Genomic DNA, 25,992 nt, shown 5'->3' on the forward strand with positions numbered 1-25,992 from the left:
GAGCCCCCGCCATGGCCACATTGCTCGAGAAAGCCGAATCGTTATACCGCGCAGCGGATCTCGCGCACCGGGCGACTCGCTGTGCGTGTCCGCAGGGGCTGGTGGGCTTTCCGTTGGGCTCGGCTTTCTCGGGGTAGCGGCCGATGACCATTTTCCTCGACGCCGTGACCGCCGACCACTTCGATACCGAAGTGCTCCAGCAGCATTGGATTCCCCTCGCGAAAGAGGACACCGACACCGCGGCCGTGCTCAGGGAACGGCTCGGCGTCGACTTCGCCGCCGCCCACGACCGGGTCTGGGAGACCGACGACTTTCGCTACTTCCCGGTCGTCGCCACCTATCAGCGTGGCGAGACCATCGAACGCGAGACGATCGTCTTCGCGCTCGGTAGCGAGTTCCTCGTGACGTTGCAGCCGTCCGAGCATTTCCTCCCGTTCGACGAGGCGGTCGCGAAGATGCGCCGCAACCCGGCGCTCACCGGCTCCGCGCACGGGGTGATGTACGCGCTGCTGTGGGCGCTGAACGAGACGTCGGAGCGCGTCATCCACGCCACCAGCGGGACCTTGGCGAAGGTCCACGACGAGATCGAGACGGTGACGGGTGGCCGCGCGATCGACCTGCGCGGCGCGATGTCGCGGATGGACGGAGCCGAAGAGATCGTCTCCCGTGTCCAGGAGACTCAGCTGCACCTGGCGCGCGCCGCACGCCACCTGGCCGCCGACACGCCGCCCGGGCATCGCGAGCTGAACGGGCTGATCAGCGTCCTCCTCGCGGACATCGACGGGGTGAAACAGCACGCGGGCATCCAGCACGACAAAATCCGCTACCTCCAGCAGTCCGTGCTGACGTGGTCGGCGGTGCGGCAGAACCGGATCGTCACCGTGCTCACCACCGTCACCGCGATCTTCCTGCCGCCCACGCTGATCGCCACCCTCTACACGTGGATGCCCGAAGCGCAATGGCAGTACGGGTTCCCGGCCGCGACCCTGATGACACTGCTGGCCGCGGTGCTCCCGCTGACCTACATCAGGAAGAAAGGTTGGCTGCGCTGAGGGGTGGTGGCGCCGGTATCCGGCAGCATTACCTCACGCGTAATCGACTCGGCGACCTGTGCACGGCATGGTAGGAGTCAGCCGATCGGAAAGATCCGAATCGGATGACGAAAACCATTACATCACAGGAGGATTCATCATGTCGCGCTACCAGGAAGCCGTCGATCGGTACATCGCTGCCTGGAATGCCACCGACGAGGAAGCCAGGCTGAAGGCGGTCGCCGCCGCGTGGACCGAGGACGGCGCGTACACCGACCCCCTCGCCGACGTCAGCGGGCACGACCAGCTGGCCGCGGCCATCGGAGGAGTGCAAGCGCAGTTCCCCGGCTTCGAGTTCCGCCTGCTCGGCCCGGTCGACGGCCACCACGACATCGCACGCTTCTCGTGGGAACTGGTCTCGGTCGCCGACGGCAGCGCGCCGGTGGCGGGCTCGGACGTGATCACCCTCGCAGCGGACGACCGGATCGCCAGCGTGCACGGGTTCCTCGACCGGCTGCCGTCGGCGTAACGTCCCTGGTCGGGGCCGGTCCGTCGCATCCGGCTCCGGGTCGACGGGCGGACCCGATTCCGCATCCGTGGACGCCCGGCGACACGGCCGGTGCACCGCAGTCCGGTTGCGCCTATGGCGAACACGGTGCGTCGTGCGCATCGCGGAGGCATGCTGGACGGAGTAGTGCAATTCCGGCAAACAGGGTGGTGGTCGGCGTGGACAACGCCGCAATGGATGCCTACTCCCGCACGGTGATCGCGGTGGCGGCGTCGGTGACGCCGCACGTGGCCAGCGTGCGGACCAGACGGGGGAGTGGATCGGCGGTGGTGTTCACCGACGACGGGTTCCTGCTGACCAATGCGCACGTCATCGGATCGGCACGCTTGGGCGAGGTCGTTTTCGCCGACGGGGTGGAGTCCCGGTTCGAGGTGAGCGGTATCGATCCGCTGTCGGATCTGGCCGTGTTGCGCGCACGCGGCGGCGCGCCGGATGCGGTGACGCTCGGGAACGCCGATCAGCTGGTGGTCGGCCAGTTGGTGGTCGCGGTCGGCAGCCCGCTCGGCTTGGCCGGTTCGGTCACCGCCGGAGTGGTGAGCGCGCTCGGGCGCGCGGTTCCGGTCGCATCCCGTCGCGCGGGACGGGTGATCGAGGACGTCATCCAGACCGACGCCGCGCTCAACCCCGGCAATTCCGGTGGCGCGCTGTCGGATTCGGCGGGCCGGGTGGTCGGGATCAACACCGCGGTGGCCGGAATCGGCCTCGGCTTGGCCATTCCGATCAATGCGACGACGCGCCGGATCATCGACACGCTGCATCGCGACGGACGGGTCCGGCGCGCCTACCTCGGGCTGGTCGGCGTGCCCGCGCCGCTACCCGAGCCGGTTGCCGAACGCACCGGGCAGGCCGCCGGGGTGCGCATCGTCGAGGTGATCCGCGGCGGCCCTGCCGACGAGGCCGGACTGCGCCGCGGCGATCTCGTGCTCAGCGTCGGACGCTCGGAAGTGCGGGACGCGCAAGGCATCCAGCGGCAGCTGTTCGCCGACGCGATCGGCGCACAGCTGCCGGTGACGGTCCTGCGCAACGGCGCCATGGTGGATGTGATCGCGGTCCCGGTGGAACTCGCCGCCGACTGAGCACGGTTCAGGCGCAGGCCGACACGGGCGCGTTCTTCCACCGCGTCGATGGGCCCGCGCCCTCGGTCGTGGTGGACATGATCGCGTCTCGACCTGGGTGGTGATCGGCCGCGTGACGCTGGAGTCGGACGTGGGCCGAGCGCTGCCTAGTCCGGGACCGGCACCGATTCCGCTGGCGCTGTCGGCGCGTTCTTCCATCGGGCGTCGACGAGCAGCCCGGCGAGGCCGATGGCGAGACAGACACCGGACAGCGCCAGCATCGCCGGATGGGTGGTCCCGGTGAGCGCGTCGCCGAGGATCACCGTGCCGATCGTGCCGGGCAGCACGCCGAGCAGCGTCGCGATCAGATACGGCCAGAATCGGATCGAGGACAACCCGCAGCAGTAGTTGATCACCGAGAACGGCACCGCCGCGATGAGCCGCAGCGAGCCGACGGCCAGCCAGCCCCGGCGCGCGAGCCGGTCATCGATGGCGCGTACCGCGGGATGGGTGAGCCGGGCGGCGACCTGATCGCGGTCCAGCGCGCGCACGAGCAGGATAGCCAGTGCCGCACTGACGGTCGTCGCGCTCACCGCGAGCGTGATGCCCAGCAGCGGGCCGAACAGCAGTCCCGCGCTCACGGTGAACACCGTGCGGGGGATCGGCGCCACCGTCACCAGCGCGTGGACCAGGAAGAACAGGAGCGGGAAGGCCGGGCCGACCGAGGCGGCCCACTCTTGGATCTGGCGTGGACTCGGCAGCGGAACCAGCAGCGCCGCGGCGAACAACGCGGCCGCGCCGACGATCAGCGCGACGATACGCGGGTCACGGATCAGCCTCCTCATCCGCGACAGGTTACCGGTTGGTAGTGGCGGGCAGGATCAACCGGCCCGGGATCCGCCCGCTAGCATCAGGAGAAACGGGACGAATACTCGTTAACCGAAGTAGTCGCTGAGCTGGGCGAATGCGCGGGTATCGGGTGCACACTGCCGGTGCGCTCGTGTCGAGGAAGAGGAACAGCAAGCTATGCCGATTGCTTCAGATTCTGGGGCGGATCCGGTGCCCGAGTTCGCCGCGTGGCGCAAGGGCGTGGCCGGGGTCCTGGCGAAGGCTCGCCGGGTCGATGTCACCGAACTTCCCGAGGAGCCCGAGCGGCTGCTCGACGAGACCACCTATGACGGGCTGACCATTGCTCCGCTCTACACCCGTCGCGACGAGTTGCCCGAGCAACCGCTGCCGGGAACCTTCCCGTTCGTCCGCGGCCGCGACGCGACCCGGGACGTGCACCGGGGGTGGTTCGTCAGCGCCCAGGTGAGTGACCGCGATGCCGCGGCGGCCAACCAGGAGATCCTGGCCGGACTGGAGAACGGGATCAGCGCGATCTGGCTCGGCGTCGGCGAACGCGGCGTGCCGGTGGCCGACCTGCCGACGGCATTGGCGGGACTGCTGTTCGAGCTGGCTCCGCTCACCTTGAATGCGGGTGCCGCCGTGGCCGCCGCGGCGGAGCGAGTGTTCGGCCTGCTCGACGGCTACGCGGCGCCCACCCGCGAGGACATCCGGGTCGCCCTCGGCGCCGCACCGTTGACCAGCCGCTTCGCCGGGCTCGCCGACATCGCTCTCGCGGAGGCGAGCGCACTCGCCGGTCAGGCGGCGAGGCGGTCGGAGACGGTGCGGGCGATCACCGTGGACGGCACCGTCTTCCACGACGCGGGCGCCTCGGACGCCCAGGAACTGGGCGCGGCCGTCGCGGCCGGGCTGGCCTACCTCCGGGAGCTCACCGAGAGCCTGGAGATCGCCGATGCGCTGGGGCAGCTGGAATTCCGTTTCGCCGCCACCGACGACCAGTTCGCCACCATCGCGAAGTTCCGCGCCGCCAGGCAACTATGGGCGCGCGTCGCGCAGGTGTGCGGAGCACCGGATTTCGGCGGAGCACCGCAGCACGCGGTCACCTCGGCGGCCATGATGAGCCAGCGTGATCCGTGGGTGAACATGCTGCGCACCACGCTCGCCGCGTTCGGGGCCGGCGTCGGCGGCGCCGACACCGTCACCGTGCTGCCGTTCGACTCCGCGCTGCCGCCCGGCGAACTCGGCGTCTCCACGTCGTTCGCCGAGCGCATGGCCCGCAACACACAACTGCTGCTGCTCGAGGAATCGCATCTGGGCCACGTCCTGGACCCCGGCGCGGGCTCCTGGTACGTCGAGGACCTCACCGCGGCGCTGGCTGCGAAGGCGTGGGAGTTCCTGCAGGAGATCGAAGCGGCCGGTGGCTACCCGGCGGCGCTGGAGTCCGGTCTGCTCGCCGAGCGGATCGCCGCGACCAAGACCGCCCGCGACACCGATGTCGCGCACCGCGCAACCGCCGTCACCGGCGTGAACGAATTCCCGAACCTGGCCGAGCGGCCGCTGTCCGAGGCGGCCAGGCAGCCGGGCCGGGTGGCCCGCTACGGCGCCGCGTTCGAGCAGTTGCGCAACCGGTCCGACGCCTACCTGGCCGAACACGGCACTCGGCCGAAAGCGCTGCTGGTGCCACTGGGTTCGGTCGCCGAGCACAACGTCCGGGTCACCTTCGTGGCGAACCTTTTGGCTTCGGGGGGAATCGAGTCGATCAATCCCGGCCCGCTCGAGGTGAGCGGAATCGCGGCAGCCGCAGCGGAATCCGGTGCGCCGATCGCGGTGCTGTGCGGATCGGACGCGCGGTACGGGTCCGAGGCGGGCGCGGCGGTGGAGCAGTTGCGCGCCGCGGGCGTGTCCACCGTGCTGCTGGCCGGTGCGGCCAAGGCCGTCGCCGACCTGGACGAGGCGGCGCGCCCGGACGGATTCCTCGCCGCGCGCATCGACGCGGTCGCCGCGCTGTCCGGCCTGCTGGAGAAGGTGGGAGCCTGATGACTACTCGTGAGATCAAGCACGTGATCGGCAGTTTCGCCGAGGTGCCGTTGACCGAGCGCGCGCCGGAACCGGCCGCTGTCGACGCGGCGCAGGTAGCGGCCTACGTGCGGGCCGCCGCGGCGGCCAACCAGTACGCGCCCGAACAGCTGGTGTGGTCGACGCCCGAAGGCATCGACGTGCCGCCGGTGTTCACCAAGGCCGACCGGGATGTCATTGCCGCCGAAGGATATCCGCTCGACAGCGTGCCCGGCGTCGCGCCGTTCGTGCGCGGGCCGTACCCCACGATGTATGTCAACCAGCCGTGGACCATCCGCCAGTACGCGGGCTTCTCCACCGCCGCGGACTCCAACGCCTTCTACCGGCGCAACCTGCAGGCGGGCCAGAAGGGTCTGTCGGTCGCGTTCGACCTGGCGACGCACCGCGGCTACGACTCCGACCACCCGCGCGTGCAGGGTGATGTCGGCATGGCGGGCGTGGCCATCGACTCGATCCTGGACATGCGGCAGCTGTTCGACCACATCCCGCTGGACCAGGTCAGCGTCTCGATGACGATGAACGGCGCGGTGCTGCCGATCCTGGCGCTGTACGTCGTCGCCGCGGAGGAGCAGGGCGTCGCGCCCGAGCAGCTGGCCGGAACCATTCAGAACGACATTCTGAAGGAGTTCATGGTCCGCAACACCTACATCTATCCGCCGAAGCCCTCGATGCGGATCATCTCCGACATCTTCGCCTACACCAGCGCGAAGATGCCGAAGTTCAACTCGATCTCGATCTCCGGCTACCACATCCAGGAGGCGGGCGCGACGGCCGACCTGGAGCTGGCCTACACCCTCGCCGACGGCGTGGAGTACATCCGCGCCGGTATCGACGCGGGCATGGAGGTCGACGAGTTCGCGCCGCGGCTGTCGTTCTTCTGGGCCATCGGCATGAACTTCTTCATGGAGGTCGCCAAGCTGCGGGCCGGGCGCCTGCTGTGGAGCGAGCTGGTCGCGAAGTTCAACCCGAAGAGCGCGAAATCGCTGTCGCTGCGCACCCATTCGCAGACCTCCGGCTGGTCGCTCACCGCCCAGGACGCCTACAACAACGTCGCGCGCACGTGCATCGAGGCGATGGCCGCCACCCAGGGCCACACCCAGTCGCTGCACACGAACGCGCTCGACGAGGCGCTGGCGCTGCCGACGGACTTCTCCGCCCGCATCGCCCGCAACACCCAGCTGCTCATCCAGCAGGAGTCCAATACCACCCGCCCGATCGACCCGTGGGGCGGTTCGTACTACGTCGAGTGGCTCACCCACCAGCTGGCCAATCGGGCGCGTGCGCACATCGCCGAGGTCGAGGCGCACGGCGGCATGGCGCAGGCGATCGGCGAGGGCATCCCGAAGCTGCGCATCGAGGAGGCCGCCGCCCGCACCCAGGCGCGCATCGACACCGGTCAGCAGCCGGTGATCGGCGTCAACAAGTACCAGGTCGAAGAGGACCACGAGGTGGAGGTCCTCAAGGTCGACAACTCCCGGGTGCGCGCCGAACAGCTGGAAAAGCTGCGGCGGCTGCGCGCCGAGCGCGACCCCGACGCGGTGCGCCGCGCGCTGGCCGAATTGACCCGCGCCGCCGCCTCTTCGGAGGGCGGCATGGCGAACAACCTGCTCGCGCTGGCCATCGACGCTGCGCGGGCCAAGGCCACCGTCGGCGAGATCTCCGACGCACTGGAGCAGGTGTACGGACGCCATCAGGCCGAGATCCGTACGCTGTCCGGTGTGTACCGCGACGAGGCAGGAAAGGTCACCAACATCACCAAGGCGAGCGAGCTGGTGGAGGAGTTCGCCGAGGCCGAGGGCCGCCGCCCGCGCATCCTCGTCGCGAAGATGGGCCAGGACGGCCACGACCGGGGACAGAAGGTGATCGCCACGGCCTTCGCCGACCTCGGCTTCGACGTCGACGTGGGCCCGCTGTTCCAGACCCCGGAAGAGGTGGCGCAGCAGGCGGCCGACAACGACGTGCACGTCGTCGGGGTGTCGTCGCTGGCGGCGGGCCACCTCACGCTGGTGCCCGCCCTGCGGCAGGCGCTGGCCGATGTCGGGCGTCCCGACATCATGGTCATCGTCGGCGGCGTCATCCCGCCCGGTGACTTCGACGAGCTCTACCAGGCCGGGGCCGCGGCGATCTTCCCGCCCGGCACCGTGATCGCCGACGCGGCGATCGACCTGCTGAAGAAGCTCGGCGCCGAACTCGGTCACGAACTCGGTAGCGGCGCCGCGGAATCCGCCGCCACGGAATGAGCGAAGCGGGTTCAGCAGCGCGGGACACCGCGAAGGTCGCCGCGCGGCGGACGATCGACGTCGACGCGCTCGCCGCGGCAGTCCGTGCCAATGAACGGGCCGCCCTGGCGCGGGCGATCACGTTGGTGGAGTCGACCAGGGCCGATCACCGAGCACTGGCGCAACAACTGTTGCTGAAGGTGACGCCCGAGGCAGGGAAGTCTCAGGTCTCGAACCGCGTCGGCATCACCGGCGTTCCCGGCGTCGGCAAATCCACCTTCATCGACGCGCTCGGCATGTACCTGATCGGTCAGGGGCACCGGGTCGCCGTGCTCGCCGTCGATCCCTCCTCGACCAGGACCGGCGGCTCCATTCTCGGCGACAAGACCCGGATGGCGCGGCTGGCGGTGGAACGCGACGCCTACATCCGTCCCTCGCCCACCGCGGGCACGCTCGGCGGCGTCGCCAAGGCGACCCGCGAGACCATCGTGCTGCTCGAGGCCGCGGGGTACGACGTGATTCTGGTCGAGACCGTCGGCGTCGGTCAGTCCGAGGTCACCGTCGCGAACATGGTCGACGTGTTCTCCTTCCTCACCCTGGCCCGGACCGGTGATCAGCTCCAGGGCATCAAGAAAGGCGTGCTCGAACTCGCGGACCTGGTCGCGGTGAACAAGGCCGACGGCAAACACGAGGTCGAGGCCAAAGCCGCCGCCAGGGAGCTCGCGGGGGCACTGCGCCTGATCCACCCGCACGACGCGCTGTGGCGTCCGCCGGTGCTGACCATGAGCGGGTTGCACGGGGTCGGGCTGGACCGGTTCTGGGACACGGTGCTCGAGCATCGCCGCGTGCTCACCGAAGCCGGGGAGTTCGACGAGAAGCGCCGCCGCCAACAGGTCGACTGGACCTGGACCATGGTGCACGATCAATTACTGCGCAGGCTCGCGGACAACCCGGACGTGAAAGCGATTCGCGCGCAGGTGGAAAAGCAGGTTCGCGACGGCACCCTGACCGCGGCTCTGGCCGCCGAGGAACTACTGCGAGCCTTCGACGGTCGCTGATCGTGCGAATCCAGCCGGACGAGGATACTTGGACCCTTGCAACGATTCGTTGCTGCTATCCGAACCGCCCATCCCGCAGCTCTGCCGTAGTCACGCATCCTCGGCTGCGTGAGGGCCATGATCGGCCAGCGTGGCGGAGTGCGCCGCGGTAAGGGCTGCATGCACGGACGCGGTCATTCGCCCCGGACCAGCTGGGCGCTGAGCGCGTCGGCGAGCTCAGGCGCACGGTCCGGATGTAATGCATTCGGCTGAAACAGGATTCGATACCACAGCACGCCGAACGCCTGCTCGACCACGAGGTCGACCGGTCTGTTGTTCGAAATCTTCCCGCGCGCTCTGTCGCGCTCGATCAGCTCGGCGAGCGCGGCACGTCGCCGGGTGAGGAACTCCTCCAGCGTGGCGGCCAGCCCTGGATCGTCCTGTGCGGCGACGACCGCGGCGATCAGCGCCTGCCGGTTGTGTTCCATCCCGGCCGCGGTGAACGTCTCGCGCAGAAACACGGTGAGGTCTTCGCGGAGATCGCCGGTGTCCGGAGCCGGCACGGCCTGCTCGGCCGACTGCACGAGCGCGTCGAGCAGCACCGCGTCCTTGGACGGCCACCACCGGTAGATGGTCTGCCGACCGACCCCCGCGTGCGCCGCGATCCGGTCCACCGTGACCCCAGAGCTCCCATGGGTGGCGAGCAGTTCCCCCGCCGCGGCGAGGATCGCCGCACGCGCCGCTTCGTTGCGGCGCGAGCCGGTATGCGCGCGGGGGTTCGATGATGCGGCCACGCCGCGAGTCTAGCTTGACGAGACTGTCAGTCTCGACAAAGCTCGAAGTGTGACTACCGGGAAGTCCTTGCGGATGCGGCTCGACCGCGTCTTCCACCGTCGTCTCGCCAATCCGATCACCACACGGCTGCAGGATCAGATCCTGCTGGAGACGATCGGCCGCCGATCCGGGCAACCGCGTACGACACCGGTCGGCGGAAAGCGGATCGGCGATCAGTTCTGGATGGTCTCCAACCACGGCGACCGATCCGACTACGTGCGAAACCTCATGGCCAACCCAGCCGTTCGCGTCCGGATCGACGGACGCTGGCACAACGGCACCGCGCACCCCTTGCCCGATGACGACCCCATCGCCCGTCTCGCCACCCTGCCGCGCATGAACAGCGCGGTTGTCCGCGCACTGGGAACGAACCTGCTGACCATCCGCATCGATCTCACCGACTAGCGCCTGTGCGAGGAGCTGTGCTCGTCAGACTGAATCGCCCAGTGCTTCCAGCAGCAGCCGCAACGTGATCGCCAGCTGCTCGCGTTGCTCGGCGCTCAGGGGTTCGAGCAGACGCCGCTCGGTCGCCACGTGATCGGGTAGGGCCGCGTCGATGAGTTCGTGGCCCGCGGCGGTGAGCGTGACCCGGATGCCGCGGCCGTCGAATTCGCTGCGCGAGCGGCGCACCAGACCGCGTTCTTCGAGTCGATCCAGTCGCTGGGTTATGGCGCCGGAGGTGACCATGGCCGCGCGCATCAGCTCGGTCGGGGTCAGGCAGTGCGGTGGGTCGCTGCGGCGCAGGGTGGCCAGCACATCGAAGGACGCGGCGTCCAGACCGTGCGCGGCGAAGGTTTTGCGCAGTTCGGCCCAGGTCAGCTGGGACAGCCTGGTCAGGCGTCCCAGCACGGCCATGGGGGAGACGTCCAGGTCAGGGCGCTGCACCTGCCACTGCGCGAGCACCCGGTCGACATGATCGGTCACCACCGCACTCTAACGAATAGCTCAGCGGTGAGTAATCTCATAACGCTGGTAGCTCAGCGCTAAGCTATGTTTCTTAGAGCTAAGCAACTCGAGTGAAGGGGCGCGATCATGCGTATGACGGTGTTCGGCGCGGCAGGTGACGTGGGGCGCCGCGTGGTGGCCGAGGCGTTGGCGCGGCAGCACGAGGTCACCGCCGTGGTGCGTAACCTGGCTCGGGCGAGCACCGTTCCCGCCGGGGCGCTGATCCGCCGCGGCGACGCGTCCGACCTCGACGACGTGGTTTCGCTCAGCACCGGGCGGGATCTCGTCATCACGGCGACGAGACCTGCCCCCGGCCGCGAGCACGAACTGACCGCGGTCACCTCGGTGCTGCTCGCCGGGCTGGCCCGCACCGGCGTCCGGTTGCTCGTCGTCGGCGGCGCCGCCACGCTGACCATGCCGGGAGCGGGTGATCTGACCCTGCACGAAACACCGGACTTCCCCGTGGAACTGCGTGGAATCGCCCAGGCGTGCGCCGATCAGCTCGCACTGTGCCGGGCCGATACCACCGCGGACTGGACGTACCTGAGTCCGCCCGCCGAGCTGGTGCCGGGTGAGCGGACCGGGAGCTACCGTCTGGGTGCGGATGAATTGCTGGCGCGCGCGGACGGTCTGTCCGCCATCTCCATGGAGGACTTCGCGGTCGCGCTCCTCGACGAGGCGGAACGGCCTGCCCACCGGCGCATCCGGTTCACGGTCGTCGCAGCCTGACCGGCGTTTCGACGCCCAACCGCGTCATTCGATGCCGAATAGCGTCGCCGCGTTGCGATAGCAGACCTGACGCAGCCAGTCGTCGCCGAGTTCCAGCCGTTCGAGCGCCTGGATCGAATGGCTGTAGGAGTGCGGGATATTCGGGAAATCGCTGCCGAAGAGGATGCGGTCGGCGAAGGAGCGCAGCCTGCCGTGCTCGCCGATCGGGAAGGGGGCGTCGGACTCGGAGAAATCGGTCCACACCATCGTGGTGTCGAGTCGCACGCTCGGATACGCCTCGGCCAAGTCGAGGAATTCGGCGTACTCGGGCGTGCCCATGTGCGCGATGATCAGCGGAAGACGCGGAAAGCGCCGCAGCACACCGGCGATCGGCTCGGGCCCGGTGTGCGTTCCCCGAGCCGGTCCGGAACCGCAGTGGATCACGACCGGGATCCGCGCGTCCTCCAGCAGGCCCCAGACCGGGTCCAAGAGGGGGTCGCCAGGATGGTAGTCACCGACTTGGACATGCGCTTTGAAGACGCGGGCTCCGCCCCGTACGGCCGCGGCGACATAGCTCTCGACTCCCGGCTCGGGAAAGAACGTCGCAGTGTGCAGGCAATCCGGGGTGCGTGCCGCGAAGGCAGCAGTCCATTCGTTGAGCCAGGCGGCCATGTCCGGCTTGTGCGGGTACACCAGCGCGGTGAAGGCTCGGACGCCGAAGTCACGCAAGGTCTTCAACCGGACCTGCTCGTCGGCGCGGTAGGTGATCGGCCAGGCTCGGCCGATCAGCGGGCCGACCGAGTCGAAGTACGCCCACACCTTCCGCAACACCTGGTCGGGCATGAAATGGGTGTGCACGTCGATGATTCCGGGCAGTCCGAGCCCGGTGCGGAAGGCGGACAGGTACTCGGTGTCGTCGGCGCTGGTCACCGGACCTCCTGAGCGGCGGGCGGGTGGACCGTCCTGGCGAGATCGCCGACCCGGGCGATCAGCCGTTCGAAGAACAACTCCGGGTCGGTGCCGATCACGATGTCGGCGTTGGGTTCGCGTCCCCACATGCCCGCCCAGTCGGCGACCGTCGTGGCGCGGGTGATGGTGCCCGCCAATTCCACGTCCACCGTCGCGGGCCGGGTGCGCGCGAGCGACGGATCCAGCGCCACCGCGGCCGCGAACGGATCGTGCATGTGGGCGAGGTAGCCCAGGTCGTAGCCGTCGTGGAAGTCGAAGTAGAACCGCACCGCGTCGGTGACGTGTCGGACTATCGGATTGCTCGCGACCGAGCGGGCATCGGGCGAATCGGCAGCCGAAACGAATTCCACCGGAAAGCTTTTCGCGCGCTCGGCGAGCCGGACCAGGTGCTCGGGTCGCATCTCGATGGTCTCGGTGACGTCGAGCGGGCACACGATCGGCCTGCGGTCCGCCGGTGCCGCGGCGAAGGCGTCGAAGACCTCTTTGGCGGCCTCCGGATCGACGTGCACGTTCCACTCGTTGGTCGGCGTCGTGTTGCCGGGGTGGTTGAACGCGCCGCCCATGATCACCAAGCGGTGCAGCAGCACCGGCAACTCGGGCTCGATCCGCAGGGCCAGAGCGAGGTTGGTCAGCGGTCCGGTGCAGAGTCCGACGATCTCGCCGGGATGCGCGCGCACCAGCTCGACCCACATCCGCGCGGCAGAACGCGACGAGAGACGGCGGGCGGAGGCGGGCAGTTCGGCGTACCCGACGCCCTGTGGCCCGTGCGTGTCCTCGGTGGTGCGCAGCGGGATGGCCAGCGGGTCGGCGGCGCCGAGCGCGACCTCGATCTCGGGTGCGTGGCAGACGTCCAGCCAGGCGAGGTTGTTGGCCGCCACCTGCGCGGCTGGCACGTTGCCCGCGGTGGCGGCGATCCCCGCGATCTCGGCCTCGGGGGAGCCGAGCAGGTACAGCAGGGCGAGAGAATCGTCGATACCGGTATCGACGTCCAGGATGATCTTCTGCCGCACAGCACGAGACTAGCCATCCGGAGGGCTGTTCCCCGCGCCGAGGTGCCGATAGCTCGACGGTGGCGGAGATTAGTACACTCGTCTAGTACATTTGTCTAAGACGTTGTAGCCTATGGTCATGGGAAATCGCGAGGATCTACTGGCGGGAGCACGAAAAGTCATCATCGAGCGCGGCGTGGCCAAAGCCACGGCCCGCGACATCGCCTCCGCCGCCGGGGTGAGTCTGGCGGCGATCGGCTACCACTTCGGCTCCAAGGACCAGTTGATCACCGAGGCGCTGGCCGACGGTCTGGGCACCGCGATCGGCGACAGCATGGAGGCGCTGATCCGCCAGGGCGAAGGCGCCACGCCGCTGGCCGCGTTCGCCGCACTGTGGAATGCGATGCCCGCGGTATTCACCGACAATCGCGACAGCATGCTGGCGAGCATGGAAAACCTGGTGCGCGTCGCCCGCTCGCCGGAATCTCAGAAATTCTTCGCCGCAAGCCTGCCCGGGGCCTATCGGGACATGGCGGAGGCCCTGCGCGAGGCGCACCCGCACCTGAGCGAGGACCAGGCCGAGGCGATCGCGGAGCTGTATTTCGTGCTCGTGCAGGGGCTCGGCGTGCTGCACACGATCGTCCCGGAGGCGAAACTTCCGGACGGGGACCGGCTTGCGCAGGCGGTAGCCGCCCTGACCGCACGCTAGGCGCAGGTCCCAGGGCGGCAAGCTGTCAGCGGCCGAACTCGCCGCGAGACGCCGCTGCGGTGAAGGCCGACCACTCAGCCGAGGTGAACACCAGTGCCGGGCCTGATGGGCTCTTCGAGTCGCGAACGCCCACAAGGTCGTTCGCCAGGAATGCGACCTCGACGCAGTTCTTGTCACCGCCGCTGCGGGTGCTCTTGAACCACTTCGCCGTCGATAGGTCGACCATCACCCGCATACTCCTTTGCCATTTGCCGCAGCAGCCTTCTGCTGGCAACATCGTCCAACGCGGCCCGCTCGAGACTGTCGTATGCCTGATGGTATCGCTCGAGGGCAGTGGATTTTGTCAGGTACAGATCACCTGTGAAGCATTCGGTGTACACAATCGGCGGCTCGATCGCTTGGCCTCTGGTGTCCACGCCGAACTCCAGGGCGACGAACGGTCCGACCGCCACCCCGAGCGGGAATCCCGCACTGAAAGGCAGTACGCGAATCCGCACGTTCGGCCGAGTTCCTATGTCGGCCAAGTGCTTCAGCTGTGACGACATCACCTTGTTGCCGCCCACCACGCCGTGCAGCACCGACTGCCGCAGGATGACATCAAGAGTTACTGGCTGGAACTTCCGTGTGATCCTGGTCTGCCTGCGCATCCGCAATTGCACCCTTCGTGCATGCTCCTCGGCGCTGTCGTCGGGATAGACAGCGTGGATCAACGCGCTCGCATAGGCCGGTGTCTGCAACAGTCCTGGCACCAGTTCGGACTCGTGAGTCGTCAGTTTCTGTGCAGAAGCCTCCAGTCCCATGAAGAAATCGAACTTGGCGGGGATCAGGTCGTCGTACTCGTTCCACCAGTTCTGCACATCGCCGCGCGCCGCAAGCGCTTTCATTGCCTCGGTCTGGTTTGCATCGAACTCGTAGATCTTGCACAACGCCTCGAGGTCCACCTCGCGCAGATTCGCTACCATCCCCTTCTCGATCCGCTGCAACGTGCTGGCGCTGCGCTGAATCAGCGCCGCTGCCTGCTGGAGCGTGAGCCCACACTCCTCCCGTCCCTCGCGCAGATACTTCCCCAGCTGACGCCGCGCGAGCGTCGATCCGTTCTCCGACATGGCCGCCCTCCCTTCGAGTTCCATTGCTCGCACCAGCACAGCACGCCGCAATCCCACCCCGCGCCACCATTACGAATGCTCGTCGGATCGCCGCGTACTCCCAGGAGGATTTGCATCCAGCGGCACGGTCGCAGCGCAAATCGACGCCAGCGCAATCCCGTCGCGAGGACAGGGCCGAAGCGACGTTACGGAACTCAGTCTGTTGGTACGGGGTGGAATGAGCCTGTCTCGGGATTCCAGCCCTTGACCAAGACGGCGTCGCTGGGTTCGGCAGGCCAGCATTGAATCCGGATGTGTTGCCGATCGGCGGCATCGTCCGAGTCCTCGTCGTAGTCCGCCGCGTCATCCGGCGACCTCGTCAGGGATACGCGCAACCGCAGCCACCCCCTCGGAACTGTCACCCGATCACCGTCGTTCTCGCCGTAGGTCGGACAAGTGAGCCGCAACGTGCCGGAGTCGGCTCGGAGGCTGCACTCGGTCACCGTGTCGAAAACATCCTTGTCATCGGCGGGCGGGGCGTCGGCCACGTCGATGGTGACGGTGACGTGACCGTTGACCCCTGTGTAGATGCCGATCGCGTCATCCGCCAGCGCCAAGTGGTCGGGCAGCGCGGAATCGAACCATTGGTCTGTCACTTCGGTGGACGAGTCATTGTCGAGAAGATGGATCTGTTGGTAATCGGAGAACACAGTCAGCTCGGTTGCCACGGCTCTCCTTCATACCCGGCCCTCCGGGACTCCACCTAGCTCGGAATGTTGCTCGTAATCGTGCCTTGGTGCATCTCTGGTTATGGCACGCTATGGTCAGGCGCAGTACGGCGCTGCGGGGTTCACGTCAGTACGGAGTTTCGATGGCCGAGGTGCGTATCGCGGTCGAGGGGCGGGGCGACGTGGTGAAGTCGCTGTGGGATTGGTTGCGGCAAGAGCCGGAGCTGCGTGGTCGACTACGTGCGGGTGAGGCGATGGCCTCCGAAGAGGCTATGGGCGTGCCGATCGAGCTCGCGGTTGTCCTGGCGACGGCGACACCGGCGGTGGTGGCCGCGCTGGCACGGTCATTGTCCACGTGGCTGGTGCAACGTCGCGCGGACGTGACCGTCACGGTCACCGGGCCGGATGGGCGGCAGATCTCCCTGTCGGGGCAGCGTGTCGCCGATCCCGAGAAACTGGTCAACGCCGTTCTCGAGTCGGTCGACCCCAACGTGTCCGGATCCGGCCCGCCCGTAACAGGTTCGGCAGGAGAGAGATCGTAGTGCGCCTGCCCGACCCGCACAGCTCGTACGCGCTGTTGATCGGCACCAGCACCTACAGTTCGCTGACGGACCTGCCTGCGGTTCGGAACAACCTCGAGGCCCTGGCCGGGATTCTCACCGATCCAGCTCTCGTCGGGCTGCGCCCCGATCACTGCATCGTGGTGCACGATCCGGTCGAGGTGCGCACCGTCTATCGCACACTGCTGCACTACGCAAAGCTCGAGCCGACCGACACCCTGCTGGTCTATTTCGCTGGGCACGGGCGCACCGACCTGCGCAACGACCTCTACTTCGCGCTGGCCGACACCGCCACCGAGGAACTCCGCGTCAGCGCGTTGTCTTTCGACATCGTCCGGGATCTGCTCACCGAAAGTCGCGCCAAGAACAAGGTCCTCATCCTCGATTGCTGTTTCAGCGGGCGCGCGATTCCGGATATGGGCGGCACCGACGACGCGATTGTCGGCCAGCTCGGCATCGAAGGCACCTACACCCTCACCGCCACCCCCGCCAACGCCGTCGCCCTCGCACCCACGGGCGCCACCTACACCGCCTTCACCGGGGAACTACTCGCCCTGCTCCGCACCGGAGTGCCCGACGGCCCCCAGTTGCTCACCTTCGCCACCATCTACCACCAACTCCTGCATGCGCTGAACGCCCGCGGCCTGCCACGACCCGGACAACGCGGCACCGGCACCATCGACCAGCTCGCCCTCAGCCGCAACCCTGCGCATCCCGCGAATTCCGCACCCATACCCATGACCGACAGCACGCGAAATCGCGTCAGCAGCAGCACGTTCCACGAAGACGGCGACCTGCGGTTCCCGGTCAGAAAGGGAATTGGGTGGCAAATGGTCCAGGCTGTGATCGGCCTCATAGGCTCTTTGGCGCTCAGGGCCGTGTCAGTGGACCCCGGCACCACGTCGCCGGAGTTCTTCTGGTTCGCAGCCACATTGATGGGACTGGTGACCGTCATGGCTCTGGTGGGCGCTATCAGCCTGAGCCGCAAGGCCTTCGAACTCCAGATAGGTCCGCGGGGGATGGAATTGACATTTGCTGGCCGGCGCACCCGCTACATGTGGGACGAGATCAGCCGTGTCACGATTCGGCGAATCCGGGGAAAAGGTATGTCAGGGGTACTGGTCTATCCGCTACCCGGCACCCCCCTGCCGCACGGGGGTATCGGGCTCTGGACTCAGTACCTTCCCCGGATGGAACGCAAGACCGGCTGGATCCTGATCGTCCCCACCCAGCTTCTCAAGGTCCCCCAGACCGACATCGAGCGGGCGCTGACACGCTACTCCGCCGGACGATTCCAATCCTGACTTCGGCTTCGGGTGAGCACGGCACCCGCTCGATCGCGAGGGCGAAAACAGCGATTGCGATGCGCGTGCCCGGGATGCCGCAAGGATATTGCGCGACGCCCCGGGGGCCCCTCAGCGAGCCGGTAGCGGCCAGGCGGGACGATCCGCGCCGTAGGCGGGTGCGGGCCAGGCGTAATCCGGGTATTCGGCGAGGGCGGGTGTCGCGGTGACGAGCTGTCCATGGCGGACGACCTGTGCCGGGTTCGGCGCCGCGGCCTTGGGGTGACGCGGCGTGCGATCCGGCGCGTCGAGCAACCAGGAGGCGGTGCGCGCCAGCGCGACCCGCACGTCCCGGCCGACGCCGTCCGCGCCGCGGGCGACCAGCGCGTCGATGACGCCCGCGGCGAGCAGATAGCCCGACGCGTGGTCCAGCGCCTGCGCGGGCAGCGCACCGGGTACCGCGGGGGCGCCTTCGAGGATCGAGATTCCCGAGGCGGCCTGCACGATGCTGTCGAAGCCGCGGTGGCCGCCCCACGGACCCGTCTCACCCCACGCGGACACTCGCCCGTGGATCAGGCCGGGACGGCTGGCGGCGCGCAGGCCCGCGCGCTCCAACGCGCCCGGCCGGTAGCCGGTGACCAGCACGTCCGCGGCGGCGATCAGCTCGTCGATCCGGTGCGTGCGCAGATCCACCAACGTGGAGCGCTTGCCCTGGCAGGTGTCCGCGTACTGCCACGAGATCTCCGGCAGCTGCGGCGGATCGACCCGCAGCACCTCGGCGCCGAGCAACGCCAGCGCCCGCGTCGCGACCGGTCCCGCGATCACTCGGGTCAGATCGAGCACCCGCAAGCCCCGCAGCGGCTGCAAAGGCGCCGCACCCGAGGGCAATCCGGGTTCACCGCGGTCGGGGCGCGATGCGATCGCCACTACGGGGCCCGACGCGGCGGCCTGTCCCTGCGGGCTCTCGGCCCACTCCTGCTCCGTGCGGACCCGGACCGCGATCGCGCCGTGGGCGGCGGCCTGCTCCTCCAGATCGGAGGCGCGGCTCATGGCCATCTGGGCGACGGCCAAGTCGGCGGGCGCGGACTCGGGCAGGTCGAGGGCGGCGAGCAGGCGGGCGCGGTGGTGCGGATAGTTGGCGTGCGTGCGGACCCAGCCGTCGAAGGTCGGGAAGAATCCGGACAGGTCGGTGAACACCGACGGCGCTCGGCCCCCGACGCGGAGCAGTTTCTCGCTGGAGAAGGCCGCGGTGATGCGGGTGGGGTCGATGCGGTGGGTGACCGGATCGAGGCCACGCGCCTCGCGCATGCGGTTCGCCGCGGCCGTCAGCGTCGCGACCGAACCGGCCGCCAGCGCCCAGACCGGTAATGTCGCGGCGAGATTGCTACCCGGATCGGGCGCGGGGGAGATGGGCGAGGCGGTGACACCGATACCGGCCTCGTAGTCATGGACGAGCCGTGCGTGCGTGTTCACTCGATTCAGCGTAGTTGCCACGCCGGAGAAGTCGCGGGCCGCGGTTGATCTTGGCGCGGGCTCGAGCAGGTCACGGCTATGGGGCCACGCCGCCGATCTCCGGTGCCACCTGCGGCGTTGCGGAGCGGGATGGGAACTTCGCCGGCGCGCGGGTGTGCCGTGTCACGCGGAGCCGGAGCCATCGCCCATCGGATGTCGTACCCATCGGTGCCGCGCCGCCGCGCGTACCCGTGCTGGCACCATGCCACCGCGGATACGCTTCGGCGCGATTGCGGAAGGGGTGCCACACGGGTGATCGGTGCCCCCCTGCTGGTCGCGCGACGAGCGACGTGACCCGGTATTTGCGATCACGCTGGTTGTATCCCTCGGGCAGTCTTTCCCCGGAACATAGCATCGCCGGACGGAATGTGCCGGTGACATATCGATCCCGGCTGACCGAGTCTCAACCGGAAAGAACCGATTGCCTTGCCGCCGAACCCTTCCCCGATCGCCGCGGATGTCGTTGCGACGGTGAGGAATACCGGAGCGCCGCGTTCGTGGACCGCCTGGGAGATGGCGTTCTGGGATCCGGCGCGTTGGCAACCGCGCGCCCTGCTGGGGCGGTGGCTTGCCTGGGTCGGCGCGTCCCGCACGCGCCGCCGGGTCGTGTACCTGCTCGCGTTCGTCTTCGTGCTGTTCGTCTTTCCCGGCGTCGTCGGGGCCACCGCGATGGCCATTGCGGATGGCGAGAGCGGCGTCGGCTCCGGCATCGACGCGGTGGGCTGGATGAACGTCCGGGACTCGGCCGGGGTCCGGGTGACCGACTACCTCTTCGCGTCCAGCGGTGGCAGCGTGCTGCGTCCGATCGTGACAATCGTGGTGGTCGTGATCGGCCTGGAGTTCGTCGGATACATCGTGATCACGACCACCGGTGTGTGGGTGATCGGCTTCGTGATCAGCTTCCAATGGCTCGATCCGTTCGGGCGAGCGCTGACCGGAGTCGCCGACAGCGTCACCGGCCAGATCGCCACGCCGCTGCTGATGACGGTCGCCGCCGCGATCGGGTCGTTCTTCGTCGGCTGGTTCGTGGTGCGCGGACACCACGCCAAGGCCACCGCGCAGGTGGTCACGATGGTGGGAGTCGCGGTGCTCGGTCCGATCTTCCTCGCCGAGCCGCTGGCCGACGTGCTGTCCTCACACGGTCTGCTGGCGCAGGGCCGAGATCTGGGGATCTCGGTCGCCGCCGGGCTCAACGGCCATGCGGCGCCGGACACCGGCCAGCTGATCGCGACGATGCAGGGTGATCTGGCGGACAACTTCGTGCGGAAGCCGGTGCAGGTGTGGAACTTCGGGCATGTGGTCGACGAGTCGCCGCGCTGCGCCGCCGCTTGGTCGGCCGGGGTGCGGTCGGGTGACGACTCCGGGGTGATGAACGGCCTGCGTGCCTGCGGCGACGCGGCGGCCTACGCCAAGGCCGACAATCCGAGCTTCGGACAGGTCGGTTCCGGTCTGGTGCTGCTGTTCTGCGCGGCGGTCCTGCTGTGCTTCGGGGTGTATCTCGGTCTGAAAATCATTTGGGCCGCGCTGGACTCGGTCTACCACGGCTTCATGTCGATCTTCGGATTCGCGGCGGGCGGATTCGTGTACGGGCCCACGCAGACCTTCCTGGTGCGCAACATCGTGGACAGCTTCGTCGCGGCCGGGCGGATGGCGGCCTACACCATCTTTCTGGGGGTCTACGTCCTGTTCCTGGGCAATCTGTTCCGCGAAGCGCGCGGACAGGTGATGGTCGTGTTGGTGCTCGGCGCCATCGTCGAGGTGGTGGCCATCCTCCAGTTGAAGCGGCTCAGCGCCGGTATCAGCCGCGGCAACGACTGGATCGCCAACCGGTTCGCCCTCGCCGTGCAGGGCGCGGGCGGCAAGGGCGGCGGTTCGGGCACCGCCCTCGGGATGGGCCCAGGCGGCACGTCGCATTCGCTGTCCGGAGCAGGGTTGATCACCGCGCTCGCCGCCGTAAACACCGTCAACAACAGCCCGATCGCCGCATTGCTGCTGGGCAACAAACGCAATCCGCTCGACCCGCACGCGCGGCTGCGCAATCGCGCGGAGCTCGGGGGTTGGCGATCGAACGCGTTGATCAACGAACGCGGCTGGAACGTCAACTACATGCGGACCCGAGAACAGCTCATGGAGGGGGCCAGGAGTGCCGTCCGCGAGCACAGCGGGCGGCACACGCCACGCAGCGCCGCCGCGGCCATCGACCGCGTCGTCAATCGCGGTGGCGGGCTGGGTGATCTCGGCAGCGCGCTGATCGATGCCGGATTCACCGATCAGGAGATGATCATCGACGCGATCCGGGCCTACAACTATCGCCAGAACTTCGCGCCCAGCGTGTGGGACGGCGACAAGTACATCGGCGAGGCCGCGGCGTCGCTCGCGGTGCTCAAGCTGGGCCGCTCACCCGCCAACATGGCCTTGTTCCAGCAGACGGCGCACCGGCTGGCGAACCGCCGCTACATCGACCACGTCGCGGAATCCGAACTCACCCGCGAAGAACGCGACTATCTCGAGGACTACTTCCGTGCGCCGACCCGGGACAAGATCAGAGGTATCGAGGCGCTCGCGGGAGGAAGCAGGATCACACGGGACGCCGCGGGCAACATCGTGCAGTCGAACCCGGACTATCCGCTGCCCGCGCAGTTCGAAGGCTGGAGCCAGGAGCGGGGCCAGTTGATGAACCGGTTCATCATGCCCCACCTCGCCGGTCAGTACCTGGACGCCGCCAACGCCGGCGATCTCCCTCGGGCGTCGGAACTCCTGCACGTCATGGCGAATTCCGAATACTGGACCGGCAATGTGAAGCTGACGCCCTCGAAGGCGATCCCGCGGTTCTGAGGTATCCGTGCGACCGGAACACGACCGGGCGACTACCGTGGGCGGTCCACGTTGACGCCGGGACGGACGACAAGGAGACCGAACGTTGGCTGGCACGTTCATCGATTCGGAGTGGCTGCGGACTCTGCGATCCGAGACGGTCGTGCGTCACCGCCTGCTGTGCTTCCCACCCGGCGGCGGACCGGCCACGGCGTACCGGAATCTGGCCCTGCGATTCGGTGCGGGCGTCGCGGTGCACGCCGTGCAGTACCCGGGACGGCAGGACCGGTTGGGCGAGGAGCCGATCACCGAACTCGGCGTGCTGGCCGACCGGATCGCCGCGGAAGTGCTGGCGCAGGGAGGGATCGACCGGCTGTCGTTGTTCGGGCACAGTATGGGCGCGACCGTGGCGTTCGAGACCGCGCGCAGGCTCGAACGCGGCGGGCAGCCGATCGCCACGCTGTTCGTCTCCGGACGTCCGGCGCCGACGTTCGAGGAGACACAGCGACTGCATCTGGCCTCCGACGACGAACTCATCGGCGACCTGATCCGGTTGGCCGCCGATCCCGCGCCCCTCGAGCTGTTGCGCGCGGAACCGAGTATCGCCGAACTCGTCCTGCCCGCGGTCCGTGCCGACTATCAGGCGGTGGAGACCTATCGCTATCAGCCGGGCGATCCGCTGCGCGCCGATATCGCGGCGCTGGTCAGCACGGAGGACCCGACGATGCGGCCCGAGCAGGCCGACGAATGGCGGGCGCACACCAGCGGTGGCTTCGATCGGGCGACATTTCCCGGCGGGCATTTCTATCTCGACGAGCACACCGCGCAGGTCGCCGACTTCGTCGCGCGCCGTCTCGCGTCCGCCTGACCGAGCGCCGGAACGTTCTCAGTGCGGAGCGTTCAGCCCCCACCGCTGCCGCCGGATCGATGCGTAACCGATCCAGGAGGCCGCGACCAGCGCGGCGGCGAGCAACCGCACCAGCCCTAGCGCGTCCTCGGGATAGAGCACGCCTGTGATGTAGTGGTCGATGAATCCGCTCGACGGCAGCCGTACCCGGCCCGCGCGCTCGCGCGCCCAGTTCTCCATCTGCGTCAGCGGGCATTCCAGGCCGAAGACGATCGTGCTGAATCCCCATCCGGCCGTGACGAGGTGCAGCCAGATCGTGCGCGGGAAGCGCCACGCGAGGAATCCGCCGACCACCACGTAGGCCACGAAGGCGAAATGCGCGGTGGCCGTGGCGTCGGCCAGCAGCCGGTACAGCACCCCTCCAGGGTATCCCGCGGGAACTCCACGGGCCCCGACTTTTTACCAGGGCGAGGGCTGGTAGTCCTTGAGGAAGCAGCCGTACAGGTCGGTGCCGTTCTCGCCCTGCACGATCGGGTCGTACACCCGCGCCGCGCCGTCGACCAGGTCCAGTGGCGCGTGGAAACCCTCCTCGGCGAGGCGGAGCTTCGTGTAGTGCGGGCGTTCGTCGGTGATCCAGCCGGTGTCGACGGCGGTCATCAGGATGCCGTCGTTCTCGAACATCTCCCGGGCGCTGGTGCGGGTCAACATGTTCAGCGCGGCCTTGGCCATATTGGTGTGCGGATGCCCCGGCCCTTTGTAGGCGCGGGAGAACTGCCCCTCCATGGCCGACACGTTGACGACGTACTTGCGTCGCGCCGCGGCGGCGGCCATCGCCGGGCGCAGCCGGGAGACCAGGATGAACGGCGCGACCGAGTTGCACAGCTGCACTTCGAGCAGTTCGGTGGGATCCACCTCGGCGACGGTCTGCACCCAGCTGTTGGTGTGCGCGAGATCCGGCACCAGGCCACCCGCGTCGATCGCCACGCCGCGCGAAATGCGTTCCGGGGTAGCGGATCCGGCGACCAGTGCCAGTTCGGCGACATCGGCGGCGGACAACGCCGGAGTCAGCGAGGCGGTCAAGGCGGTCGGGTGGGCCTGCATGGTCTTGCCGAAACTCACCACGTCCGGCAGCGCGCCCGCGGGCAGCGGTCCGGACTCGGCTTCGACCAGCGCGCTGTAGGCGCCGGGGGAGCGGCGCACGGTTTGCGCCGCGTTGTTGATCAGGATGTCCAACGGCCCCTGTGCGGCGACATCGTCGGCCAGGGCGACCACCTGGGCCGGGTCGCGCAGGTCGATGCCGACGATGCGCAGGCGGTGCAGCCAGTCGGCGCTGTCGTCCATCGCGGTGAAACGCCGGATGGCGTCGTTCGGGAAACGGGTGGTGATGGTGGTGTGCGCGCCGTCGCGCAGCAGTCGCAGCGCGATGTACATGCCGATCTTGGCCCGGCCGCCGGTGAGCAGCGCGCGGCGCCCGGTGAGATCTGTGCGGGCGTCCCGCTTGGCGTGGCTGCTCGCCGCGCAGTCGGGGCACAGCTGGTGGTAGAACGCGTCGACCCGGGTGTAGCGCTGCTTACAGATGTAGCAGGGGCGCGGACGGATCAGCGTGCCCGCGCTGGCGCCGCTCGCGGTCGAGCTGATCGGGATGCCCGCGGTCTCGTCATCGATCCGGTTCGGCGATCCGGTCGCGGTGGCCGCGACCACCGCCCGGTCGGCCGCCGACACCGCCTCGCGCGCCGCGGACCTGCGCCGTTGCTTGAGCTTCTTGAACATGTGCCCGACCGCGCGCTGCACCGCCACCGAGTCGGGATGATCCTTGTCCAGCGTTGCGGCCTGCTCCAGGACCCGCAGGCAGGTCGCGAGGTCGTCGGGATCGATCATGCTTTCGGCCATCGCGGCGGGAGACATCCTTCGTGAGCTGGGCAAGCGACCGGCCCATTGTCGCAAACCCGCCCGCGGGGTAGCCCTCCGGTTGCGGTCAGCCGCTGCGCCGGGGGCGGATCGCGGCGCGGTCGGCGCGCAAGTCGTCGACGAAGTTGGCGATCGCCTCGGCGACCAGCAGCGGTTCGGTCACCGGCAGCCAATGATCAGCCGGGACGGCGCAGCGCCACAGCTTGTCGACCCAGCGCGCGGAGGCGTCGTAGACCGCGGCCGGGACGAACGGATCGGTGGTGTCCACCAGCAGCTGCACCGGAACGGCGGTGCGCCGCACCCGCGGCTCGCTCACGTGATGCAGCAGGTTGACCTGCGCGATCCGCGCACCGGCGACCAGATCCGCAGGCCACGTGCGCGCCAGGCGTGCCGGCACCGGCGCGATGCCGCCGAGCCGCCCCGCCAGCAGGCCGCGCACGCGCGGCGGGTAGAGCCTTCGGGCGATCGCGGCGGGCGCGAGCGCCCAGCGCGCCCCGCGCAACCACCAGCCCAGGTCGCCGAGCTCCCGGTGGGCACGCGGCGCCAGCGCGCGCAGCCACAAGCCGAGGTGGTCGAGATTCGGGCCGGAGATCGCGGTGAACGACGCGACGCGGGTGTTGGCCCGTTCGTCGCAGACCGCCTCCCACAGCTGCACCGCGCCCCAGCCGTGGCCGCAGACGTGCACGGGCCGACGCGGGCTGGCGGCATCGATCACCGCGAAGAAATCCTCCGCCAGCCGGTCGAGGCGATAGTCCGAGAGCGGTCCGCGGGCGCTCGAACGGCCGTGTCCGCGAACGTCGTAGCCGATCACGCGGAAACCGTCGGCCAGCAGCGCCGCCACCGTGGCCCAGACGCGATGGGTGTCGGTGAGACCGTGCACCAGTACCAGGGGTTCGGCGGCCGGATCGCCCCATTCGAAGACGGCCAGATCGGCGCCGTCCCGGGTGACCGTCCAGACGCGGTCGGGGCGGGGAGTTTCGGTGGTGTCGAGCGGTTCGGTCATGTTCTGCCTCGTTCGTGCCGATGCGGAGGGCACGTCGCCGTCGTGCACCACGTCAGTAATGCCATAGGCAGAGTACGAACAAACGCCCGGGTAGGGGAGACGTGCGACACCGAATATGGCGCAGCTCACGGGGATACAGCCGCTCTCGGCAAGGGGCCGATCTGCCGCGCTCGGATGGTTCGGGCCGCCGAGGGTCGGCTTCTCGGGGTCGTCCGCGCCACGAACCGAACCCAGGAACGCCCGCTTGTTGACAACTCGCCAATAGT

At 68.6% G+C, this 25,992-nt stretch carries 25 protein-coding genes; 13 read left to right on the forward strand and 12 right to left on the reverse strand.

From position 1 onward, the window contains the following. The first annotated feature begins 143 nt into the window (after positions 1-143). The 3 genes from ON34_RS33480 to ON34_RS11245 all read left to right on the forward strand — a co-directional run bounded on the left by ON34_RS33480 (position 144) and on the right by ON34_RS11245 (position 2,675). Positions 144-1,052 carry a magnesium transporter CorA family protein gene (locus tag ON34_RS33480; RefSeq protein ID WP_051022375.1) on the forward strand — a complete coding sequence of 303 codons (909 nt, stop codon included), beginning with the start codon at positions 144-146 and terminating at the stop codon, positions 1,050-1,052. 139 nt (positions 1,053-1,191) lie between these two features. After that, complete coding sequence (locus ON34_RS11240) at positions 1,192-1,560, forward strand: nuclear transport factor 2 family protein (RefSeq protein WP_040778405.1); 369 nt, start codon at positions 1,192-1,194, stop codon at positions 1,558-1,560. 212 nt (positions 1,561-1,772) lie between these two features. Then, positions 1,773-2,675, forward strand: coding sequence for a S1C family serine protease (locus ON34_RS11245; protein WP_174372028.1), 903 nt, complete (start codon positions 1,773-1,775; stop codon positions 2,673-2,675). 146 nt (positions 2,676-2,821) lie between these two features. Here ON34_RS11245 and ON34_RS11250 read toward each other — a convergent pair whose 3' ends face one another. Further along, positions 2,822-3,499, reverse strand: coding sequence for a TVP38/TMEM64 family protein (locus tag ON34_RS11250; protein ID WP_083889313.1), 678 nt, complete (start codon positions 3,497-3,499; stop codon positions 2,822-2,824). Between the two features lie 181 nt (positions 3,500-3,680). Between ON34_RS11250 and ON34_RS11255 the strand changes: the two genes are divergently transcribed. The 3 genes from ON34_RS11255 to meaB are packed head-to-tail and all read left to right on the forward strand — an operon-like array spanning position 3,681 to position 8,853. Continuing rightward, positions 3,681-5,537 carry a methylmalonyl-CoA mutase family protein gene (locus tag ON34_RS11255; RefSeq protein ID WP_040778041.1) on the forward strand — a complete coding sequence of 619 codons (1,857 nt, stop codon included), beginning with the start codon at positions 3,681-3,683 and terminating at the stop codon, positions 5,535-5,537. After that, positions 5,537-7,816, forward strand: coding sequence for a methylmalonyl-CoA mutase (scpA, locus tag ON34_RS11260; protein WP_040778043.1), 2,280 nt, complete (start codon positions 5,537-5,539; stop codon positions 7,814-7,816). Before ON34_RS11255 ends, scpA begins: the two co-directional genes overlap by 1 nt. Then, positions 7,813-8,853 carry a methylmalonyl Co-A mutase-associated GTPase MeaB gene (meaB, locus tag ON34_RS11265; RefSeq protein ID WP_051022376.1) on the forward strand — a complete coding sequence of 347 codons (1,041 nt, stop codon included), beginning with the start codon at positions 7,813-7,815 and terminating at the stop codon, positions 8,851-8,853. The genes scpA and meaB overlap by 4 nt, the downstream gene beginning before the upstream one ends. Positions 8,854-9,026: 173 nt before the next feature. Here the strand turns inward: meaB and ON34_RS11270 are convergent, their stop codons facing one another. Further along, complete coding sequence (locus ON34_RS11270; RefSeq protein WP_040778045.1) at positions 9,027-9,626, reverse strand: TetR/AcrR family transcriptional regulator; 600 nt, start codon at positions 9,624-9,626, stop codon at positions 9,027-9,029. 73 nt (positions 9,627-9,699) lie between these two features. Between ON34_RS11270 and ON34_RS11275 the strand changes: the two genes are divergently transcribed. After that, positions 9,700-10,071 (forward strand): nitroreductase/quinone reductase family protein, encoded by a 372-nt coding sequence (locus ON34_RS11275; RefSeq protein WP_040778047.1) that lies wholly within the window; start codon positions 9,700-9,702, stop codon positions 10,069-10,071. Positions 10,072-10,095: 24 nt separating this feature from the next. Here the strand turns inward: ON34_RS11275 and ON34_RS11280 are convergent, their stop codons facing one another. Then, on the reverse strand, positions 10,096-10,590 hold the full coding sequence (locus ON34_RS11280; protein WP_040778416.1) for a MarR family winged helix-turn-helix transcriptional regulator: 495 nt from the start codon (positions 10,588-10,590) through the stop codon (positions 10,096-10,098). A 108-nt stretch (positions 10,591-10,698) separates the two neighbouring features. Here ON34_RS11280 and ON34_RS11285 point away from each other — a divergent pair, with 108 nt between their 5' ends. Next, positions 10,699-11,340: an NAD(P)-dependent oxidoreductase gene (locus ON34_RS11285; RefSeq protein WP_040778049.1), complete on the forward strand. Its 642-nt coding sequence runs from the start codon at positions 10,699-10,701 to the stop codon at positions 11,338-11,340. 24 nt (positions 11,341-11,364) lie between these two features. Here the strand turns inward: ON34_RS11285 and ON34_RS11290 are convergent, their stop codons facing one another. Further along, positions 11,365-12,249 carry an amidohydrolase family protein gene (locus ON34_RS11290; RefSeq protein WP_040778052.1) on the reverse strand — a complete coding sequence of 295 codons (885 nt, stop codon included), beginning with the start codon at positions 12,247-12,249 and terminating at the stop codon, positions 11,365-11,367. Then, entirely contained in the window at positions 12,246-13,298 is a 1,053-nt protein-coding gene (locus ON34_RS11295) for a nucleoside hydrolase (protein WP_040778055.1), read from the reverse strand. Before ON34_RS11295 ends, ON34_RS11290 begins: the two co-directional genes overlap by 4 nt. A 118-nt stretch (positions 13,299-13,416) precedes the next feature. Here ON34_RS11295 and ON34_RS11300 point away from each other — a divergent pair, with 118 nt between their 5' ends. Continuing rightward, positions 13,417-13,986 carry a TetR/AcrR family transcriptional regulator gene (locus tag ON34_RS11300; RefSeq protein WP_040778420.1) on the forward strand — a complete coding sequence of 190 codons (570 nt, stop codon included), beginning with the start codon at positions 13,417-13,419 and terminating at the stop codon, positions 13,984-13,986. A 25-nt stretch (positions 13,987-14,011) separates the two neighbouring features. Here the strand turns inward: ON34_RS11300 and ON34_RS34550 are convergent, their stop codons facing one another. From ON34_RS34550 to ON34_RS11310, 3 genes are all read right to left on the reverse strand, one after another. Next, positions 14,012-14,263 carry a DUF397 domain-containing protein gene (locus tag ON34_RS34550; RefSeq protein WP_306303639.1) on the reverse strand — a complete coding sequence of 84 codons (252 nt, stop codon included), beginning with the start codon at positions 14,261-14,263 and terminating at the stop codon, positions 14,012-14,014. After that, on the reverse strand, positions 14,160-15,092 hold the full coding sequence (locus ON34_RS11305) for a helix-turn-helix domain-containing protein (RefSeq protein ID WP_051022377.1): 933 nt from the start codon (positions 15,090-15,092) through the stop codon (positions 14,160-14,162). Before ON34_RS11305 ends, ON34_RS34550 begins: the two co-directional genes overlap by 104 nt. A gap of 194 nt (positions 15,093-15,286) precedes the next feature. Then, positions 15,287-15,799: a hypothetical protein gene (locus ON34_RS11310; protein ID WP_051022378.1), complete on the reverse strand. Its 513-nt coding sequence runs from the start codon at positions 15,797-15,799 to the stop codon at positions 15,287-15,289. A 143-nt stretch (positions 15,800-15,942) separates the two neighbouring features. Here ON34_RS11310 and ON34_RS35975 point away from each other — a divergent pair, with 143 nt between their 5' ends. Together ON34_RS35975 and ON34_RS33490 are read left to right on the forward strand one after the other, a co-directional pair. Beyond that, the gene (locus tag ON34_RS35975) at positions 15,943-16,341 is read left to right on the forward strand and encodes an effector-associated constant component EACC1 (RefSeq protein ID WP_051022379.1); all 399 of its coding nucleotides are present in this window, start codon (positions 15,943-15,945) and stop codon (positions 16,339-16,341) included. Continuing rightward, positions 16,341-17,663: a caspase family protein gene (locus ON34_RS33490; RefSeq protein ID WP_051022380.1), complete on the forward strand. Its 1,323-nt coding sequence runs from the start codon at positions 16,341-16,343 to the stop codon at positions 17,661-17,663. The genes ON34_RS35975 and ON34_RS33490 overlap by 1 nt, the downstream gene beginning before the upstream one ends. Positions 17,664-17,774: 111 nt before the next feature. Here ON34_RS33490 and ON34_RS11325 read toward each other — a convergent pair whose 3' ends face one another. Continuing rightward, complete coding sequence (locus ON34_RS11325) at positions 17,775-19,115, reverse strand: CoA transferase (protein ID WP_040778058.1); 1,341 nt, start codon at positions 19,113-19,115, stop codon at positions 17,775-17,777. Between the two features lie 510 nt (positions 19,116-19,625). Here ON34_RS11325 and ON34_RS11330 point away from each other — a divergent pair. Together ON34_RS11330 and ON34_RS11335 are read left to right on the forward strand one after the other, a co-directional pair. Next, a complete protein-coding gene (locus ON34_RS11330; RefSeq protein WP_157172260.1) occupies positions 19,626-21,989 on the forward strand; it encodes a hypothetical protein in 2,364 nt (787 codons plus the stop codon). Between the two features lie 85 nt (positions 21,990-22,074). Further along, entirely contained in the window at positions 22,075-22,836 is a 762-nt protein-coding gene (locus tag ON34_RS11335; protein ID WP_051022381.1) for a thioesterase II family protein, read from the forward strand. A gap of 18 nt (positions 22,837-22,854) precedes the next feature. On the opposite strand, the gene ON34_RS11340 is transcribed toward ON34_RS11335, so the two are convergent. The 3 genes from ON34_RS11340 to ON34_RS11350 all read right to left on the reverse strand — a co-directional run bounded on the left by ON34_RS11340 (position 22,855) and on the right by ON34_RS11350 (position 25,726). After that, positions 22,855-23,232 carry a DUF2784 domain-containing protein gene (locus ON34_RS11340; protein WP_040778063.1) on the reverse strand — a complete coding sequence of 126 codons (378 nt, stop codon included), beginning with the start codon at positions 23,230-23,232 and terminating at the stop codon, positions 22,855-22,857. A 42-nt stretch (positions 23,233-23,274) separates the two neighbouring features. Next, positions 23,275-24,705 carry an SDR family NAD(P)-dependent oxidoreductase gene (locus ON34_RS11345; protein ID WP_040778436.1) on the reverse strand — a complete coding sequence of 477 codons (1,431 nt, stop codon included), beginning with the start codon at positions 24,703-24,705 and terminating at the stop codon, positions 23,275-23,277. 85 nt (positions 24,706-24,790) lie between these two features. Beyond that, positions 24,791-25,726 carry an alpha/beta fold hydrolase gene (locus tag ON34_RS11350; protein ID WP_040778066.1) on the reverse strand — a complete coding sequence of 312 codons (936 nt, stop codon included), beginning with the start codon at positions 25,724-25,726 and terminating at the stop codon, positions 24,791-24,793. Between the last annotated feature and the right edge of the window lie 266 nt (positions 25,727-25,992).

The organism is Nocardia pneumoniae NBRC 100136, from assembly GCF_000308755.1.
In the GTDB taxonomy this organism is placed as follows: Bacteria; Actinomycetota; Actinomycetes; order Mycobacteriales; family Mycobacteriaceae; genus Nocardia; species Nocardia pneumoniae.

Bases quoted from the DNA above. Each gene is read 5' to 3' on its own strand.
- ON34_RS33480 (WP_051022375.1), top strand. From the start codon at position 144: ATGACCATTTTCCTCGACGCCGTGACCGCCGACCACTTCGATACCGAA.
- meaB (WP_051022376.1), top strand. From the start codon at position 7,813: ATGAGCGAAGCGGGTTCAGCAGCGCGGGACACCGCGAAGGTCGCCGCG.
- ON34_RS11245 (WP_174372028.1), top strand. From the start codon at position 1,773: ATGGATGCCTACTCCCGCACGGTGATCGCGGTGGCGGCGTCGGTGACG.
- ON34_RS11300 (WP_040778420.1), top strand. From the start codon at position 13,417: ATGGGAAATCGCGAGGATCTACTGGCGGGAGCACGAAAAGTCATCATC.
- ON34_RS11305 (WP_051022377.1), bottom strand. From the start codon at position 15,092: ATGTCGGAGAACGGATCGACGCTCGCGCGGCGTCAGCTGGGGAAGTAT.
- ON34_RS11250 (WP_083889313.1), bottom strand. From the start codon at position 3,499: ATGAGGAGGCTGATCCGTGACCCGCGTATCGTCGCGCTGATCGTCGGC.
- ON34_RS11285 (WP_040778049.1), top strand. From the start codon at position 10,699: ATGCGTATGACGGTGTTCGGCGCGGCAGGTGACGTGGGGCGCCGCGTG.
- ON34_RS34550 (WP_306303639.1), bottom strand. From the start codon at position 14,263: ATGTTGCCAGCAGAAGGCTGCTGCGGCAAATGGCAAAGGAGTATGCGG.
- ON34_RS11345 (WP_040778436.1), bottom strand. From the start codon at position 24,705: ATGGCCGAAAGCATGATCGATCCCGACGACCTCGCGACCTGCCTGCGG.
- ON34_RS35975 (WP_051022379.1), top strand. From the start codon at position 15,943: ATGGCCGAGGTGCGTATCGCGGTCGAGGGGCGGGGCGACGTGGTGAAG.
- ON34_RS11275 (WP_040778047.1), top strand. From the start codon at position 9,700: ATGCGGCTCGACCGCGTCTTCCACCGTCGTCTCGCCAATCCGATCACC.
- scpA (WP_040778043.1), top strand. From the start codon at position 5,537: ATGACTACTCGTGAGATCAAGCACGTGATCGGCAGTTTCGCCGAGGTG.
- ON34_RS11350 (WP_040778066.1), bottom strand. From the start codon at position 25,726: ATGACCGAACCGCTCGACACCACCGAAACTCCCCGCCCCGACCGCGTC.
- ON34_RS11255 (WP_040778041.1), top strand. From the start codon at position 3,681: ATGCCGATTGCTTCAGATTCTGGGGCGGATCCGGTGCCCGAGTTCGCC.
- ON34_RS11240 (WP_040778405.1), top strand. From the start codon at position 1,192: ATGTCGCGCTACCAGGAAGCCGTCGATCGGTACATCGCTGCCTGGAAT.